Here is an 18749-nt window from a genome sequence, read left to right as displayed (position 1 = left end):
TAACATGTCCCAGACGAATAACAGCAAACCGAGTATTTTGATCGTCGATGACGTCAACGAAAATCTGCATGCTTTATTGAGCATTCTGCGCGAAGACTACGCCATTCTCGCCGCGACCAACGGCGAAAAAGCCCTGGAACTGGCGATACGCACCCCAGGTCCGGACCTAGTATTGCTCGACATCAAAATGCCGGGCATGGACGGATACGAAGTGTTGCGGCGGCTGAAGACCGATCCTATGACGGCCGATATTCCGGTAATCTTCGTCACGGCCCTGTCGGAATCGGCCGACGAGGCCGCCGGCCTTAAATTGGGCGCCGCCGATTACATCACCAAACCGATCAATCCCGATCTACTGAAACAGCGGATACTGACGCAACTGGAATTGCGCCAATATCGCCGCAAGCCGCTAATTTCCTTGAACGAACAGATGTTGATCAGAGCGGAGCGGCCGGCACTGCTGCTGGTTGACGATATGCCGGAGAATATCCACGAATTGGCCGAGGCGCTAAAGGAGGAATACCGCATCCTGGTAGCCAACAACGGCCGCAAGGCGGTGGAAATAGTGCTGGGCTCCCATCCGCCCGACGTGGTGCTGCTGGACATTCTGATGCCGGAAATGGACGGGTATGAAGTGTGCCGACGTATCAAGGCCACAGCCGTAGGCACCCGGATTCCGGTGTTATTCGTCAGCGTGGTGGACAAAACGGTGGACAAAGTGCGCGGCTTCTCGATTGGTGCCGCCGACTACATCACCAAGCCCTTTGACATCGACGAAGTGCGGGCGCGGATACGCACGCATTTGGAACTTAGCCGCTTGAACCATCATTTCGAGCAGTTGATTGAGCTGCACACCGCTGAGTTACAACACTTGGATTCCATCGTCTGCCGGTCTCCGGTGGTCGCGATAACCTGGCGCAACGCCGAGGATTGGCCGGTGAGTTACGTCAGTGCCAATATCGCGGATTGGGGTTATCGTCCGGAGGATTTGCGCTTGGGCAAAGTGAAGTATCTGGATTTGCTTCCGCCCGAAGACCGGTTTCGGGTCGAAGCCGAAGTCGCTCAACACATTGCCCATGGTCCGGACGAATATCATCAGGAATACCGCTTATTGCACGGCGACGGCCATTGGATATGGATTGATGAATTTACCCGGCTAAGCCGCAACGAGCAGGGCGAAGTGGAGTCCTTCGACGGTTTGCTGAATAACATCACCGCCCGCGTCGAAGCCGAGCTGGCTTTGCGGGAGCGGGAACATCAATTGCGGGTGATGGGCGACAATCTGCCGGACGGCTATGTGTATCGTTACCGAATCTGGCAGGACGGGCGGACGGCTCTGCAATACATCAGCGCCGGAGTGGAGAAACTGCACGGGCTGAAGCCCGCGCAACTGATCGAAGACGTCAATCCGTTCTTTGCGCAAATGGCGCCCGAGTCGCTTCAGAAATACCGGGAAGAGGAAGCCGAATGCCTCAGGGAATTAAAAGTCTATAAAGGCAGCGTGTTATTCAATCCGCCCGGCGGCCGCCAGTGCTGGATTGCATTTCGGTCCAGCCCAAAACGGCAAGCCGATGGCAGCGTGGTTTGGGATGGTGTGGGCGTTGATGTCACTCAGCGCATAGAGAACGAACAAAAGCTGATTTTACAGGCCCGGCGTGCGCAAGCTTTGTTGGAACTGCCAAAGGCGTCGGAAGACTTGAACGAGGCGGAATTCATCCGGCGCGGCATGCTTCTGGCGGAAGAGCTGACCGCCAGTCAAGTGGCCTTTGTATACTTTATCAATCCTGACGAAGACTGCATGGAACCGGTGGCAGAGTCTCGAGCGCGGCAGGAACCAAGCGGGAAAACCGTCGCGGACAGCCGTATTCTTCTCAGCCAAGCCGGTATCTTGGGTGAGTCCGTCAAAAACCGCCAACCGGCGGTTTTCAATAATATCCCGGCCCATCTCCCTAAAGAGTTGGTGGTAACCGCCAATACAGAAGCCTTTCCCCGGCTTCCTGCTGCTGGTTTTTCCGATGCGCAGCCTGAATTGCGTCGGCTGATTTCCGTGCCGGTGATCGAGAACGGCAAAGTGGTCATGCTAACCGGTGTGGCGAACAAAGCGACCGACTATACCGAGCTGGATGTGGAAACCGTTCAGCTCATCTCGAACGCCCTGTGGCGCATTGTCCAACGCCAGCGCGTCGAAAAAAAAGCCGCCCGTTTCAGCCAGGTGTTGGCGCGTTCCACGAATGAAATCCATATTTTCGATAGCCAGACCCTGCGGTTTATTGATGTAAACCAGGGCGGGCGGGACAATCTGGGTTATTCAACGCAAGAGCTTGAACGGATGACGCCGTTGGATATTAACCCTGAGCTAAATGAGGAGGCCTTTGAACAGCTGTGCGCGCCTTTGCGGGCGGGTAGCAAGAGCCGTTGCGATTTCTCAACGATACACCGGCGTAAAGACGGTAGCGAGTACCCGGTTGAAGTTCATCTGGAATTAATCGATGACCAACCCCCGTTATTTGTGGCCATCATTAACGATATGACGGAAACTCGGCAAATGCAGGAGCGCATCGTGCAATTATCGCGGTACGATCCGGTTACCGGTTTGCCAAATCAATTTTTCTTCGAAGATTTGCTGGCCGCCGCCATCGCGCAAGCCGAGCATCAGCAGCACGATATTGCCGTATTGCGTTTGGATATTGAAAATTTCCATACGATTGATGACACCTACGGTTACGAAATCGGCGATCAAACGCTGAAAATCATTGCCAACCGCTTGGTCAAGGCTGCCGGCAGCGAGGGCCTCGTCACCCGGATGGCCAAGGACAATTTTAATATTGCCTGTTCGGATATCGATAGCCCATCGGCAGCCGAACAATTTGCTGAAGCCCTGCGGGCGGCTGTGACGGAATCGGTGGTGCTGGCCCAGCATGAAATTCATCTGGAAGCCAAGATCGGTATCAGTTTTTATCCTTCAGATGCGAAAACGGCCAGCGAGTTGGTGCAACGCGCCGGGATTGCTTTAAATCACGCCAAAGCCGACAAGGTGTCCAGTTTTCGTTTCTTCAAGCAAGACATGAATGAGCGGTTACTGGCCAGAATCGCACTAACCAACGACATGCGCCACGCTATCGAGCGTGAACAATTTGAGCTTCATTACCAGCCTCAGGTCGATCTTGCCAGCGGAAAAATCATTGGCCTGGAAGCCTTGGTACGCTGGAACCACCCAGTGCAAGGTTTTATGCCGCCGAATAAATTTATCCCTTTGGCGGAAGAATCCGGCTTGATCGTGCCTTTGGGGGATTGGATTCTCAAACGCGCCGTATCGCAAGCCAAGGAATGGCGAGATGCCGGGCTAATCCCTGAAGGCTTTACCGTTGCTGTGAACGTCTCTGCCATACAAATGCAGGCGGGTAGCTTGGTCGATTTGCTAAAGCAGTTATTTGCTGACACCGATTTGCCGGCCCGTTATATTGAATTGGAACTCACCGAAAGTTTGTTGATGACCAATGTAAGCGAGACCCTGACGCTGCTGAAACAGCTGAAGGACCTCAGCATTCAGCTGTCGATTGACGATTTCGGCACCGGCTATTCGTCGCTTTCCTACCTCAAACAATTCTCGGTGGACAAGCTCAAGATAGACAAAAGCTTTATCGACAATGTGGTCACCGATTCGAACGATGCGGTGATTGTGCAAGCCACTATCGCCATGGCGCACAGCTTGGGCCTAGCCGTCATCGCAGAAGGGGTGGAAAGCCAGGGGCAAACCAGTTACCTGAGAAGGCTGCGTTGCGATCAGATACAGGGTTATTATTTCAGTCGGCCGTTGCCCAGTGCTGAGATTCGGCAGTTGTTGCAGGCCGGAACCCTGCTGCGTTTACCTTCGGATGAACAAAAACCGCAGGTTCTTATTGTGGACGACGAACCGTATATCATGTCGGCGCTGAAGCGCTGCTTGTGGCGGGACGATTATGAAATTTTGACGGCCGGCAGTGGCCAAGAAGCACTGGAGTTGTTGGCCAATCATCCGGTTATGGTGATTATTTGCGATCAACGTATGCCGGAAATGACCGGTACGGAGTTTTTGTCGCGCGTTAAAATCATGCATCCGCGGACGGTGCGAATGATTATTTCCGGCTATGCCGATTTAAACACTATTACTGAGGCCGTTAACAAAGGCGAAATATACAAATTCCACAAAAAGCCTTGGGACGACGATGAATTACGCAACGACGTTCGGGAAGGCATCGCGCGTTATTACGCCTCTGAAAACATCAGGTCATTGTAGCGGCTTGCAATCGGCGATTTTGTGTCATCCGGCAAAGGGAAATATGACATCTTTGCTGGTCAAGATGTTGTTTAAAACAAGGCCTTTCGCAAACCGGCCAAAACGCCAATAAGCAAGCTTAATTAGAATTTTGTGCACCAAGTTGGATCTGATTTTATTTTTGCTTGCACCACTAAAACGCAAAACGCTGGATTTTGCAGGCGGTGTGATTTTATATATTATTGATTTATATATAAATTTATGTATGGCATACAGCTTGCTGTATAGAATTACAACACGTGAGGCGCGATCATAAAAGCGCCTTAACAAAATGGTGACTAGGGTTCCGGCTCAATTTTGAGCGTCAGCGACCGAGAGTTGCCGGCTTCTTTCGGGGAGCTACACGGCGGGATAAAAGCCCGGGAGGTCAGACGGTTTTATAAACCGGTCCGCCTCTACGTGTAGCTTTTCAACCCGACTGGAGCTACTCATGACATCTACTTTCTCCCACTGCCTGTCCCGATTAATTGCGCTTGTCCTTGCTGCGGCATTGTTTTGCTTGTCTAAACCGGCTGCCGCTGAGGTAAAGGTTGGAGTCAGCGATTGGCCCGGCTGGGTGGCCTGGTATGTCGCCGAACACAACGGCTACTTCAAAAAATACGGCGCCAAGGTCAAACTGGTCTGGTTTGCCAATTACACCGATTCCATCTCGGCCCTGTCGGCCGGCCAACTGGATGCCAATTGCCAGACCTGGTCCGACACCATGGCGCCGCTCAGCAAAAACATACCGGTCAAAGCCATCCTGGTTAACGACAACTCCGACGGCAACGACGCTTTGATGGTCAATCCTGCCATCAAAAGCTTCGCCGACCTGAAAGGCAAAACCATCGCCCTTGAACAATATTCGATTTCCCACTTCGTACTCGCCACCGCCTTGAGTAAAAACGGCCTGAGTTTCGACGACATCAAAACCGTAAACCTGTCGGCCGGCGACGCGGCGGCGGCGTTTCTAAGCGGCCGGGTCGACGCCACCGTGGTATGGAATCCCTGGGTTAACAACATCCAGGCCAGCGGCAAAGGCATGGCCTTATTCACCTCCAAAGACATGCCCGGCTTGATCCCGGATTTACTGGTGGCTAGAGTCAAAACCATCGAAACCCACCGCGCCGAGTTGGTCGGCATGATCAAGGCTTGGCAGGATACCCAGCGCTTTATCCGCGAGCAGCCCGACCAAGCCGTTACCGTCATGGCCAAAGTGGTCGGCATGAAACCGGATGCCTACAAAGTGTTTCTGCCCGGCACCCGCTTCTTCACGTTGGAAGACAACCTGAAAGCCTTGGGAGCGGCCAGCGAACCGGCGTCGTTGGCGGCGGTCGGCCCAACCATCGCCGCGTTTTTGAAGGACAACCGCTTGATCGACAGCGTGCCGGATTTGGCGGTCGGCGTCGATGCTTCATTGGTAGCCGAAGCGCTCGCCGCCCACTAGCGTAAGGTGACAACGATGACTGGCAATTTAAATCCGCGCCGACCATTTTGGGCGATACGCGGCAGTTTGGAACGGCGCACGCATTGGCTGATTGCTATCGGCGGTTTGCTGTCGGCGCTGCTGGCTTGGTGGTGGGCCTCTGCCGGCGGCGCGATAGATCCGGTGTTTTTGCCGACACCGCCTTTGGTGTTGGATAGCGCCTGGGCATGGTTGCGCGACGGCGATTTATTGGGCGACGTGGCGATCAGCGTTTACCGGGTGGTGGCCGGGTTTTTATTGTCGGCCGTACTGGCCTTGCCCCTGGGCGTGTTGGTCGGCACCTATGCGCCGGTCAAAGCCTTGTTCGAACCCTTGACCGACTTCATCCGCTACATGCCGGCGGCCGCCTTCATCCCGTTGGTGATGCTGTGGGTCGGGATCGACGAGGGCGCCAAGATCGCGATTATCTTCATCGGTACCTTCTTCCAGATGCTGCTGATGATCGCCGAGGACGTGCGGCGGGTGCCGATGGAGCAAATCGAAGCGGCGCAGACCATGGGCGCCGACCGCGACGAAATCGTGATGCGGGTGATCATCCCGTCGGCCAAACCGGCGATTCTGGATACCTTGCGGGTGACGATGGGCTGGGCCTGGACGTATCTGGTAGTCGCCGAGCTGGTGGCGGCCAACTCCGGCCTGGGTTTTGCCGTACTGAAGGCGCAACGCTTTCTGCAAACCGACAAAATCTTCGCCGGCATCATTCTGATCGGCCTGTTCGGGCTGGCCACCGACCAATGCTTCCGCTGGGCGCATCGCCGCAGCTTCCCTTGGCTGTACCGGAGATAGCGCCGATGACGAATCCCATCATTCAGATCCGCCAATTGCAAAAACGCTTTGTCGCCAACGGCGCGGACATCGTCGCCTTGCAGGATGCCGATCTCGACATCGCCCCCGGCGAGTTCGTCACGCTGGTCGGCGCCTCCGGCTGCGGCAAATCGACCTTGCTGCGTATCGTCGCGGGCCTGGAGCCGGCCAGCGGCGGCGGCGTCGACGTCGACGGCCGGCCTATCGCCGGTCCCGGCATCGACCGGGCCATGGTGTTCCAGCATTACAGCCTGTATCCGTGGTTGAGCGTGACCGACAACATCAAGTTCTGCCGGCAATTGAAGGTACATCGAGACGTATCGACGCTGAGCGACGTCGAATCTGCCGAAGGCCGGGCCGATGCCCTGATCCGCTTGATGGGCCTGAGCCACGTTGCCGGTGCCTATCCGAATCAGTTGTCCGGTGGCATGCAGCAGCGGGTGGCCATCGCCCGGGCCTTGATGGCGCGGCCGCGCATCCTGCTGATGGACGAGCCGTTCGGCGCGCTGGACGCCCAGACCCGCGAGGTCATGCACGATCTGATCCTGCACGTTTCCATCCTGGAAAAGACCACGGTGCTGTTCGTCACCCACGACGTGGAAGAAGCGATTTATCTGGCGCACCGGGTGGTGCTGATGGCGCCGCGGCCGGGACGGATCGCTGCGGTCCACACCGTGCCGTTACCGGATCACCGCGACCAGGACATGAAGCAGACCCCGGACTTCATTGCCTTAAAAAAACAAATTTTGGCCGGCATCCGCGACACGTCCGGCATGCAGACCGACTACGAACTGCTCGAGCGCCTGGGCCAGAATCCGGCGCCGTAAATTTATTAGGAGACCAACATGACTTTAGCTGCAATCGATCCTGCAGACCTGCTTTGGAGCGAGACTTTGCCGGGCGGCGCCCATACCTCGTTCCGGATGCGGCGCGGCAACCGGCTGCGCCTGACCGACAGCGAAGGCGGCGCCAACCTGTCGGCTTTGTTCGTCAACGACGACGAACGCACCGAACGCTACAACATGGCCGACACTTTAAAAGCGCAACACACGTTTCATCTGACTGAAGGCTTTGTCTGCTATTCCGACATGGGCCGGGTGTTGTGCTCACTTACCGCCGACACGCTGGGTTGGCACGACACGGTGTGCGGCGTGTCCGACGCTGCGCAAGTACTGACCAAATACGGCACGGCCAGTTACCAAAGCCATCGCAATGCGATGTATCGCAACGGCCGCGACAGTTTGTTGATCGAACTGGAGAAATGGGGGCTGGGCAAGCGCGACTTGGTCGCCAACGTCAATTTCTTCAGCAAGATAGCCGCCGACGCGGAAGGCAATCTGCAATATCAAGCCGGCCATTCCGTCCCCGGCAGCCAAGTCGAATTGCGCTTCGAAATGAACACGCTGGTGGTGCTGAGCAGTTGCCCGCATCCCTTGGACCCCAATCCGCATTACCAGCCCAAACCGGTGCTGTTAGAAGCCTATCGCGGCGCCTTGCCGGATCAAGACGATAAATGCCGCAATTTCCGCCCGGAAAACGGCCGCGGCTTTAGCAATACCGAACGCTATTTTCTGTAATCACCGATCTAACGAGGACGTAACCATGCCCATCGTCGAGAGCACGCTCGATCCGAGCAACGCCATTTACGATTACACCTTGCCGGCCGGCGAACCCTGGCTGCATACCATCAAACAAGGTCAGACCTTCCGTATTCTAGACATGGAAGGCAACCAGGCGGTCGATACTCTGTTTTACAGCGCCGCCGACCATGAAGAGCGCTACAGCGCCAGCGACACGATACGCCACCAAGGCAATCTGTACTTGAGCGCCGGCTCCAAATTGATGTCCGGCGAGGGCAAGGTATTGCTGACCATCGTCGCCGACACCTGCGGCCGCCACGATACGCTAGGCGGTGCCTGCGCCGCCGAAAGCAACAGCGTGCGCTACGCCTTGGACAAGAAACACATGCACAGCTGCCGCGACAGTTTTCTATTGGCCATCGGTCACGCCGACTGCGGCCTGGCCAAGCGCGACATTGCCAGCAACATCAATTTTTTCATGAACGTGCCGGTCACGGCTGACGGCCAGCTGACCTTTGCCGACGGCATTTCCGCGCCGGGCAAGTACGTGGAAATGCGGGCGGAGATGGACGTCATCGCGCTGATTTCCAATTGTCCGCAGTTGAACAACCCGTGTAACGCCTACAACCCGACGCCGGTGCGCCTGCTGATCTGGGATTGAACCGTAATCCGCGCCGGGACGGCCCGGCGTTGGCAAAGCAAGGCGGGACGGCCCGCCAAACGAGGATTCATGTTTAACAAGGTATTGATCGCCAATCGCGGCGAAATCGCCTGCCGCATCATTCGGACCTTAAAGCAATTGGGCGTCGCCAGCGTCGCGGTATATTCCGAAGCCGACGCCCATGCTATGCACGTGCAACAAGCGGACGAAGCGGTCTGCGTCGGCGGCGCGGCAGCGGCCGACAGCTATTTGCGCGGCGAGCGGATTTTGGCAGCGGCATTGAGCACCGGCGCCCAAGCCATCCATCCCGGTTACGGCTTCTTAAGCGAGAATGCGGAATTCGCCGAGCAATGCGCCGCGGCCGGCATCGTCTTCATCGGCCCGACACCGGAACAGTTGCGCCGCTTCGGTTTGAAGCACACCGCCCGCGAGATCGCCCAAGCTTGCGGCGTGCCGCTGCTGCCCGGCACCGGCCTGTTGGTGGACATAGAGCAGGCTTTGCAGGCCGCCGCCGCTATCGGCTACCCATTGATGCTGAAAAGCACCGCCGGCGGCGGCGGTATCGGCATGCGCCTGTGCCGCAACGACGCCGAACTAAAAGAAGCGTTTGCCGTGGTGAAACGCTTGAGCGCGGTCAATTTCAAGGACAGCGGCCTGTATCTGGAGAAATTCATCGAACGCGCCCGCCATATCGAGGTACAGATATTCGGCGACGGCGCCGGGCGGGTGATCCATTTAGGCGAGCGCGATTGTTCGGTACAGCGCCGCAACCAGAAAGTGATCGAGGAAACCCCGGCGCCGGGCCTCAGCGAGGCGACCCGAGCGGCACTTTACCGGCATGCCTTGGCACTGGGTGAGGCGGTGGCTTACCGTTCGGCCGGCACCGTCGAATTCGTTTACGACCAGGACAGCGGCGAATTTTATTTCCTGGAAGTCAACACCCGGCTGCAAGTCGAACACGGCGTGACCGAGCAAGTCACCGGCACCGACTTGGTAGCCTGGATGCTGCGGCTGGCGGCCGGCGACAGCACGTTTCTGGATCAGTACCGGCACGCGCCGCAGGGCTGGGCTATGCAGGTCAGGGTTTACGCCGAAGACCCGAATAAGAACTTCCAGCCCTCGGCCGGTTTGTTGACCGATTGCCGTTTTCCGGCCGGCGTCCGGGTCGATCATTGGCTGGAGAACGGCCTGGAAGTCACGCCTTATTACGATCCGCTGCTGGCCAAAGTCATCGTCCACGCCGGCGACCGCGAACAGGCGCTGGCGCAAATGGATGCTGCTTTGGCCGATACCCGCTTGGCCGGCATCGAAACCAATCTGGCCTATTTGCGGCAGATCGTCGCCGACGAGGTATTCCGCGGCGGCCGCCAGATTACCGCTTATCTGGCCGGCCTGACTTACCTTCCGCGCACGCTGGACGTGCTGGAAGCCGGCACGCAAAGCATGATTCAGGATTATCCGGGCCGCCTGGGTTATTGGGACGTCGGTGTACCGCCGTCCGGGCCGATGGATATGTTGGCTTTTCGCTTGGCGAACCGGATTTTGGGGAACCCTGAGGATGCGGCCGGCCTGGAAATGGCGATCAACGGCCCCTGCCTACGCTTCAATTTCGCTACCCGCATCGTCTTGGCCGGCGCGGCGATGCAAGCCGAGTTGAACGGTCAAGCCGTACCCTATTGGCAGGCAATTGCGGTTGCGGCCGGCGACGTATTGAAACTGGGCACTATCGCCGGCCTGGGTTGCCGTGCGTATCTGGCGATCCAAGGCGGCTTCGACGTGCCGGAATATCTGGGCAGCCGCGCCACATTCACGCTGGGCCAGTTCGGCGGCCACGGCGGCCGGGTGCTGCGGGTCGGCGACGTGTTGCCGGTCGTAGCGGAAGCCGCCATGGCCGAGGAAGTCGTACCGAATTCGGCCGCGCTACCGGTTTATTCCGAGCACTGGCAGATCGGTGTGTTGTACGGCCCGCACGGCGCGCCGGACTTTTTTACCGACGAGGACATAGACGAATTTTTCGCGACCGACTGGGAGGTGCATTACAACTCCAACCGCACCGGCATCCGCTTGATCGGCCCGAAGCCGCGTTGGGCCCGTAGCGACGGCGGCGAGGCCGGCCTGCACCCGTCCAATATCCACGACAACGCTTACGCCATCGGCGCCGTGGATTTTACCGGTGACATGCCGGTGATACTCGGTCCGGACGGTCCCAGTCTGGGCGGTTTCGTCTGTCCGGCCACCGTGGTCGCGGCGGAATTGTGGAAACTGGGCCAATTAAAGCCGGGTAATACCGTGCGCTTTATCCGCCTGAACCGCGAACAGGCGGCGAGTCTGGATGCCCAAGTCGAGCGGGCTTTAGCCGATCCGGCCCATGCCGTGTTACCGGATCTGCCGGTAACAGCAAGCGTCGAGGAAAGCTGCATTCTTGCTCAGGTGCCGGCCAATATCGAGCAGGTTGCAGTGACCTACCGCCAAGCCGGCGACCGCAATCTGTTGATCGAATACGGTCCGCTGGTACTGGACATCAATCTGCGCTTTCGGGTGCATGCCTTGATGACTTGGCTGCAACAGCGCGGCATACCCGGCATCGTCGACCTGACGCCGGGCATCCGTTCCTTGCAGGTACATTACGACCGGCACTTGAAGCTGGACGAACTGATGCGGATTTTGGCCCAGGCCGAAGCCGAATTGGCGGCCATAGAGGACATGGCAGTGCCGACCCGCATTGTTTACCTGCCGTTGTCCTGGGACGACCCATCCACGAAACTGGCCATCGAAAAATACATGCAGTCGGTACGCAAGGATGCGCCGTGGTGTCCGAGCAATATCGAATTCATTCGCCGCATCAACGGCCTGGACAGCATAGAGCAGGTCAAGGACATCCTGTTCAACGCCAGCTATCTGGTGATGGGCTTGGGCGACGTGTACCTCGGCGCGCCGGTGGCGACCCCTATCGATCCGCGCCACCGCTTGGTGACGACCAAATACAACCCGGCCCGCACCTGGACCCCGGAGAACGCGGTCGGTATCGGCGGCGCTTACCTGTGCGTGTACGGCATGGAAGGTCCGGGCGGCTACCAGTTCGTCGGCCGCACCGTGCCGATGTGGAACCGTTACCGGCAAACCGCCGATTTTCGCGACGGCAAGCCGTGGCTGCTGCGCTTTTTCGACCAAATTCGGTTTTATCCGGTATCCGCCGAGGAATTGCTGCGTTACCGGCAGGACTTGATCAGCGGCAAGCTCAAGCTGGACATCCGCGAGGAAACCTTCAGTTTGCGCCAGTACAACGACTTTCTGCGCCGGCACGCCGGCGAGATCGCCGCGTGCAAACAGCGCCAGCAAGCGGCCTTCGACGCCGAACGCGAACGCTGGGAGCAAGCCGGGCAAGTGTATGCGGACGACCAGGCCGTCGCGGCGGCGGCCATCGATACCGAACTGGATTTGCCGGCCGGTGCCAGGGCCGTAGCAAGCCACATCGCCGGCAATGTCTGGCAGGTTTTGGTCCAGGCCGGCGCTAGCGTCAAGCAAGGCGATATCTTGGTGGTGGTCGAGTCGATGAAAATGGAATTTCCGGTAACGGCACCGGCAGACGGCACGGTCTGGAAAGTGTTTTGCAATGAAGGTGCCCAAATCAGCGCCGGCCAGGATTTACTGGTGCTACAGGCCGGGGAGGACTTATGAAGACCTGGAGCGAATTGCCGGAAGTCCTGAGCATCGCCAGCCTAAGCCAAGCTTACCGGGACGGCGCGCTGACGCCGACGGCGCTGGTCGAAATGCTCTGGCAGCGCCTGGAATCCGCGCCGGCGCGCGGCGTCTGGATCAGCCGTGTGCCGTTCGAACGCCTGTTGGCTTACGCCGCGGCGCTAGCGGAGCGGGCGCCGGACGACTTGCCCTTGTACGGCATCCCGTTTGCGATCAAGGACAACATCGATTTGGCCGATTTGCCGACTACAGCAGCTTGTCCGGCCTATGCCTACCAGCCGCGGCAATCGGCTTACGTGGTGAAGCAATTGATCGCCGCCGGCGCGATTCCTGTTGGCAAGACCAATCTGGACCAGTTCGCGACCGGATTGGTCGGTACCCGCTCGCCGTATGGTGTGTGCCAAAACAGCTTTGATTCGGATTACATCGCCGGCGGTTCCAGCTCGGGTTCGGCGGTCGCGGTAGCGACGGGGTTGGCCAGCTTTGCGTTGGGCACCGACACCGCCGGCTCCGGCCGGGTGCCGGCAGCTTTTAATAACTTGGTCGGCGTGAAGCCAACGCGGGGCTTATTAAGCACGTCCGGGGTGGTGCCGGCCTGCCGCAGCCTGGATTGCGTATCGATCTTTGCGTTGACCGCTGCCGACGCCGAGCGGGTGCTGCGGGTCGCCAACGTTTACGACGCGCAAGACGCCTATAACCGCCCGGATCAAGCCTTGCCGGTGCCGCCGGGCTTTGCCGGCCGTTTCCGTTTTGGCGTACCGAAACCGGAGCAACTGCAATTTTTCGGCGATCATGCGGCGGCAGCCTTGTTTGCCGCGGCCATTGAGCAATTGGTGGAACAAGGCGGCAGCGCCGTCGAAGTGGACATTCAAGCTTTGTTGGACGCCGCCGGCTTGCTCTATGCCGGACCATGGCTGGCCGAGCGTTATCTGGTGGCCGGCGAACTGGTGCAAACCAACCCCGAGGCTTTATTTCCGGTTACCAGGGACATTTTGGCCAAAGCGTCGGACTTGTCGGCCGCCGACGCCTGGCGCGCGTTTTACCGTTTGCAAGAATTGAAAACGCAAAGCGACGTGATCTGGCGGCAGATCGACGTATTGGTCACACCGACCACCGGCACCATCTACCCGATTGCCGCTGTCGAAGCCGAACCGCTCGAATTGAACAGCCGGCTGGGCTATTACACCAATTTCATGAATCTGCTCGACCTCAGCGCCATTGCGTTGCCGGCGGGTTTTCGCGGCAATGGCCTGCCGTTCGGCATCACCTTGTGCGCGCCGGCCTTTGCCGACCGGGCTTTGCTGGCCTTGGCGAAACGGCGCGCGAAATCGGCGCCGCATACATTGGGCGTCTCCCAAATCTTAAGCACAGAATTTTCCGCAGTGGACAGCGACGACGCGGCTGGCTTTGTTCGGGTTGCAGTGTGCGGCGCGCATCTATCCGGCTTGCCGCTGAACCCCCTGTTGACCGGCCGCGGCGGGGTGTTGCTGCAACGCACTCACACCGCGCCGACTTACCGGCTGTATGCATTACCGGACGGCAAGCGGCCGGGCATGGTGCGCGACGAAACCGGCGCAGCGATTGCCGTTGAGGTGTGGGCTTTGCCGATTGGCCGTTACGGGGAATTCGTCGCCGAAATCCCACCACCCTTGGGTATCGGCAGCGTGCAATTGGAGGACGGCAGCAGCGTACAGGGGTTTGTCTGCGAAGCGGCCGCCGTGGGCGAGGCGCTGGACATTACCGATTACGGCGGCTGGCGCGCCTATCTTGCGCGCCCCGACTAAACCGCCGGTTTTAGCCGTTTAAATTTTCATAACCCCAACCATTTAAGCCGGATTTTCCGGCTGGCGGGAACACTTGCGCCCGAAAAACTTCGACGATTCATTTTCCGACAGGAGAACACCATGCCACACTCATCTTTCCGAACCCGCGAATGGCTGTATGCCGCACCGTTACTGTTGGCGATGTCGCCGTTGCCGGCCGAGGAACGCGCCGGTTTATTGAACGGCTTGTCGTTAATCAACGATTTGCCCTGGATGAAAGCCGCCGGTTTGCGCGTCCACAGTTGGGCCGATGCCGGCATCGTTTACAACGCCAACGACCCCGGCGACGGCTACAACGGCACCGTGGTGTTTGCCGACCGGGCCAACGAGTTCAATCTGCACCAACTGGGCGGCGAATTAATCCGCGACGTCAACACCGGCGGCGACCATTGGGATGTCGGCGGCAAGCTGACCTTGATGTACGGCAGCGATGCCCGCTTCAACACCATCAATCCTTACGGCGGCGGCCATTGGGATAACCGCTTGATCGGTTCCGACGAACGTTTTTACAAACTGGCGATTCCGAATGCCTATCTGGATATTTTTACGCCGATAGGCAAGGGCCTGACCACGCGCATCGGCCGGTTTTACACGATCATGGGTTACGAGACCGGATTGTCGCCGGATAATTTCTTCTACACCCATCCTTATACCTTTCAATACGGCGAGCCGTTTACCCATTTCGGCATGACCACCACCTATCCGGTCCATCAAAATCTCAGCGTGACGCTGGGTGCGGTGACCGGCGGCCACACCAAACTAAACGGCGTGCTGGACGGCAACGGCGCTTGGGACGGGTTCGATAAAAATATGGAAAACTGGAATTTCCTGGGCGGCGCCACCTGGACCAGCGACGATGCGGCAACCTCGTTTACCGCGACGCTGATTACCGGCGACGTCAACAGCGACAACAATTTGCGCGAATTCCAGCGCCAGACCGGTATCAATAAGCGCGACAACCGCACGTTTTACAGTCTGGTTCTCCAACATAACTTTACCGAACGCTGGCATTACGTGCTGCAGCACGACCACGGCATCGAACAACAACACCCGCTGAATAATTTCGCCGACGCCGAATGGTACGGTATTCATTCGCAATTGAAATACGACGTATCCGATACGGTGGGCGTGGGCCTGCGCGGCGAATGGTTTAGGGATGACGACGGCGTTCGGGTGGGCCAAATGTGCCCCAGTTGCGCGGTGCTGGCGACCGGGCCGGCCAATTATTATGCGGCGACGCTAGGGGTAAACTGGAAGCCGGCGAAATGGTTGATGCTGCGGCCGGAAGCGCGTTACGACTGGTCGGAAGGCGTCGATGCTTACGACGAACGGAATAAGGACAGCCAGTTTATTTTCGGCGCCGATGTGGTGGTTACTTTTTAGGGGCTGTTGCCGTTTTTCAAACAACAGCTAAGCAAACGATGCCACGACGGTTGTTTACGGACGAATGTTGGAAGCAATTCAAAGCCAACTAGTGATTAACCCGGCCCTTGAGGGCATTATCGAAGGGCGCACCACTCTGGGTTTCTGCGAACTCAGCCCCAACGGTGTAAGCTTGGTAAATAGGGTCGGGTTAATAATTTGCCAGCCTGGGCTTGTCGGCTGTTTTTCTAGGTCTCAAACGGCAATAAACGATAGCTCCCAGCGCGCCCAGGGCATGACTGTAGTAATCGATCTTAAATTGCAATTGCCCGTTTGCCTTTGATTCCATGCTGTGTCCAACGGACAGCCACACCAAAAATACGCTACAGATCAGTACCGCATACAGCCATTCTTTGCTGCTCAGACCCTCCTGGTCGGTGAAGTAAGCGGCAGCCAGACCGAATACGCCGCCGGAAATACCGCAGATCGCTATCGGCTCCGAGTAGAACAGGATTGAGGGGATAGAGGACAGGCTGGCTACCAGCAACACCATTAAAAATCGGCCAGAGCCGACTTGTCGTTCGTAAGCCGCAGCGATGCCCAAGCCGGCTACATTGGTCAGGACATGTGGAAAGTTAATGTGGATAAATAAATGCGTAATGGCTTGCAGCGGCCATAAAATCGCCGCTGCCGAAATATTGTTTAATGCCAATAAACGATAAAGCTGTTCATCAACCTCATTAAAACCAAAGTCGCTGGTCACTAGAAAAATACTAAAAAGCAACAAACCGGAAAACAACGACGCTTTAATTTGCTTAAAGTTTTCCAAGAAAGTCAGCGGGGCATCTTTCAGGCTGCTCGGTGACGGTCTGTAAAACAACAGTAGCGCGGTATAGCTTGCCGTTACGAAAAGAAACAATATCATTTGATGGCGGCAATATTGCGTTCGATATGTTTTTGCGTGGCCTCATCAAGCTTGGCTACTTTTTCCACGCCTTTTAGTTGCGCTTTAATGTAGATATTTCGGCCGTTTTTAAATGTAAATTTCATCGGTCTTTGCAGCATGCCCTTGCCGATTTTCACGGTGGCAATTTCATTGAAGGCAAAAAAGTCGTCGCTGGCAAATTTCCCCAATAAGTTTAAACGATGAAAATGGATACCTTTTTGGGTAACCGCAATGAAGTACTGCTTCATGCTGAATACAGCCAGCGGGCCGATTATAAAAAACAGCCACAGCTTGAAAGGTTGCTGGGCGATGAAAAATCCGACTAGAGAATCGCCCGGCATTAAATTTTTCAGAATATGCGCCTTCGCCGCTTCTTTGTTCATTAAGATTCCTTGTGGTCAATGACTTAAATATTTGCGTGCATTCGACTGATGCCCGCCTTGGCCGGTTCTTAAAAGCTTAACGGCTAAACCGAACTGCCGATAAATGTAGTTCAAGCAAGAAGGGTGTCAACGGATGGGCGGGTGTTTGGCGCAGGACGCGCCCCGCTTCGCCAGTTCAGCCCGAAGCGAGTACCCGTGTTAAATAGGGCCGGGTTGATAATTAATCCACCAGCGGCAAAATCAAATAGTCGGTCCATTTGCGGTCGCCATCAGCTTCATCTTCAGTGGGAACCAAGGTTTCATTCCAGCCGCCGCCCAGCGCTTTGACCAATAACACGGAGGCCGACAAACGCTGCCCGAGCAATTGCACAGCGGTTTGTTGATTGGATAGCGCCGCGGTTTGCGCCGTTATCACGTTGATGTAGCTGACCGTGCCGGCTTGATATTGATTATTGGTCAGGGCCAAGGCCTGTTTCGCAGCGGCGACGGCTTTGTCTTGCACTTGGGTTTCTTCATCCAGGATACGCAGCGCGGCCAGATTATCTTCCACCTCTTGAAAACCGGTCAGCACCGTTTGCCGATACGCGGCGACGCTGGCGTCGTAGGCGTCTATCGCCTGCTTATACTGGGCATTCTTGGCACCGCCATCGAACAAGGTTAAGGCCAAACCGGCCGGTCCCAAAGACCAATAGCGGCGGGCCATCGTGAACAAGGTGTCGGCGGTAGGCGACTGAAAACCGTTGGTCGAAGCCAGATTCAGCGTCGGAAAATACGCCGCTTTGGCGACGCCGATCTGCGCATTAGCGGCGGCGATTTTACGTTCTGCGGCGGCGATGTCCGGGCGGCGCTCCAGCAATTCCGACGGCAGGCTGACTGGAATGCCCGGCGGTTGCGCTGTTAAAGGTGCCGGCGCCAGCGACAACTCGGCAGGGGTTTTGCCGATCAGCACCGCGATGGCATGTTCCAGCTTGGCGCGCTGCACACCCAAGTCGATGGACTGAGCGCGCACGGTTTCCAATTGCGTTTCCGCTTGCACGACATCGGCCTTGGCCACCACGCCCACGGCATAGCGGTTTTTGGTGATTTCCAGGGTTTTCGCAAATGCCGTTACCGTTTCGTCTAATAAGGCTTTCTGGGCGTCCAGGGTTTTCAATTGAAAGTAACTGTCCGCTAACGCCGATTGGCTGGACAGAATCAACGCATGCAAAGTCGCGGCGCTGGCCTGGGCATTGCTGGTGTTGGTTTCCACCTGGCGGCGCACGCTGCCCCATAAATCCAGTTCCCAGGCCACGCCGACGGCCTGACCAAACAGGTTGCGCACCCCGCCCACGGCAACGTTCTGGCCGGTGGCGGCGCGGAAGCGGTTGAAGGTGCCGGTCAATGTCGCCACCGGCAGCAAGGACGATTGCACCGATTGCACCAGATGCTGGGCTTGCCGGTATTGGGCTTCGGCCTGGATGATGGACTGGTTGGCGGCGGCGACCTGTTCTTCCAGTTCGTTTAGTTTGGGGTCGTTAAAAATCTCCCACCATTTGCCGGGCAAACCGGTATCACGCGGTTGGGCCTGTTTCCAGGCTTTCACTTCTTTAAACTCTTCGGATACATTGGCTTGCGGACGGACATAATCCGGGCCTACCGTGCAGGCAGCCAACGGCAAAGTCAGTAAGGAAGCAAGCAAAGGTGGGTTTATTCTTAAACGCATGACAATCGG

General features: G+C 57.3%; 12 protein-coding genes and 1 riboswitch. Of the genes, 9 read left to right on the top strand and 3 right to left on the bottom strand.

Annotated features, from left to right (window positions below; translation table 11 throughout):
- Positions 1–4 precede the first annotated feature (4 nt).
- The 9 genes from DDY07_RS08685 (at position 5) to DDY07_RS08645 (ending at position 15730) form a co-directional block, all read left to right on the top strand.
- On the top strand, positions 5–4276 hold the full coding sequence (locus DDY07_RS08685; RefSeq protein WP_171695612.1) for an EAL domain-containing protein: 4272 nt from the start codon (positions 5–7) through the stop codon (positions 4274–4276).
- A 306-nt stretch (positions 4277–4582) separates the two neighbouring features.
- Positions 4583–4683: riboswitch (guanidine-I (ykkC/yxkD leader) on the top strand.
- A gap of 62 nt (positions 4684–4745) precedes the next feature.
- The gene (locus DDY07_RS08680) at positions 4746–5741 is read left to right on the top strand and encodes an ABC transporter substrate-binding protein (protein WP_171695611.1); all 996 of its coding nucleotides are present in this window, start codon (positions 4746–4748) and stop codon (positions 5739–5741) included.
- 15 nt (positions 5742–5756) lie between these two features.
- Positions 5757–6566, top strand: coding sequence for an ABC transporter permease (locus DDY07_RS08675; RefSeq protein ID WP_171695610.1), 810 nt, complete (start codon positions 5757–5759; stop codon positions 6564–6566).
- A 5-nt stretch (positions 6567–6571) separates the two neighbouring features.
- Complete coding sequence (locus DDY07_RS08670; RefSeq protein ID WP_171695609.1) at positions 6572–7411, top strand: ABC transporter ATP-binding protein; 840 nt, start codon at positions 6572–6574, stop codon at positions 7409–7411.
- An 18-nt stretch (positions 7412–7429) separates the two neighbouring features.
- Positions 7430–8161 carry an urea amidolyase associated protein UAAP1 gene (locus tag DDY07_RS08665; RefSeq protein WP_171695608.1) on the top strand — a complete coding sequence of 244 codons (732 nt, stop codon included), beginning with the start codon at positions 7430–7432 and terminating at the stop codon, positions 8159–8161.
- Positions 8162–8186: 25 nt separating this feature from the next.
- Positions 8187–8825, top strand: a complete 639-nt coding sequence (locus DDY07_RS08660; RefSeq protein WP_171695607.1) for an urea amidolyase associated protein UAAP2 — start codon at positions 8187–8189, stop codon at positions 8823–8825.
- A gap of 69 nt (positions 8826–8894) precedes the next feature.
- On the top strand, positions 8895–12503 hold the full coding sequence (gene uca, locus DDY07_RS08655; protein WP_171695606.1) for an urea carboxylase: 3609 nt from the start codon (positions 8895–8897) through the stop codon (positions 12501–12503).
- Positions 12500–14308 (top strand): allophanate hydrolase, encoded by a 1809-nt coding sequence (gene atzF, locus DDY07_RS08650; RefSeq protein WP_171695605.1) that lies wholly within the window; start codon positions 12500–12502, stop codon positions 14306–14308. The genes uca and atzF overlap by 4 nt, the downstream gene beginning before the upstream one ends.
- 120 nt (positions 14309–14428) lie before the next feature.
- Positions 14429–15730, top strand: a complete 1302-nt coding sequence (locus tag DDY07_RS08645; RefSeq protein ID WP_171695604.1) for a porin — start codon at positions 14429–14431, stop codon at positions 15728–15730.
- A gap of 190 nt (positions 15731–15920) precedes the next feature.
- On the opposite strand, the gene DDY07_RS08640 is transcribed toward DDY07_RS08645, so the two are convergent.
- The 3 genes from DDY07_RS08640 to DDY07_RS08630 all read right to left on the bottom strand — a co-directional run bounded on the left by DDY07_RS08640 (position 15921) and on the right by DDY07_RS08630 (position 18740).
- Positions 15921–16634 (bottom strand): rhomboid family intramembrane serine protease, encoded by a 714-nt coding sequence (locus tag DDY07_RS08640; RefSeq protein WP_171695603.1) that lies wholly within the window; start codon positions 16632–16634, stop codon positions 15921–15923.
- Positions 16631–17038, bottom strand: coding sequence for a hypothetical protein (locus tag DDY07_RS08635; protein ID WP_171695602.1), 408 nt, complete (start codon positions 17036–17038; stop codon positions 16631–16633). Before DDY07_RS08635 ends, DDY07_RS08640 begins: the two co-directional genes overlap by 4 nt.
- Positions 17039–17258: 220 nt before the next feature.
- Positions 17259–18740 carry an efflux transporter outer membrane subunit gene (locus tag DDY07_RS08630; RefSeq protein WP_171695601.1) on the bottom strand — a complete coding sequence of 494 codons (1482 nt, stop codon included), beginning with the start codon at positions 18738–18740 and terminating at the stop codon, positions 17259–17261.
- Positions 18741–18749: the final 9 nt, after the last annotated feature.

The organism is Methylomonas sp. ZR1 (assembly GCF_013141865.1).
Classification (GTDB): domain Bacteria; phylum Pseudomonadota; class Gammaproteobacteria; order Methylococcales; family Methylomonadaceae; genus Methylomonas.
This window is presented reverse-complemented; position numbering and strand designations above follow the sequence as displayed.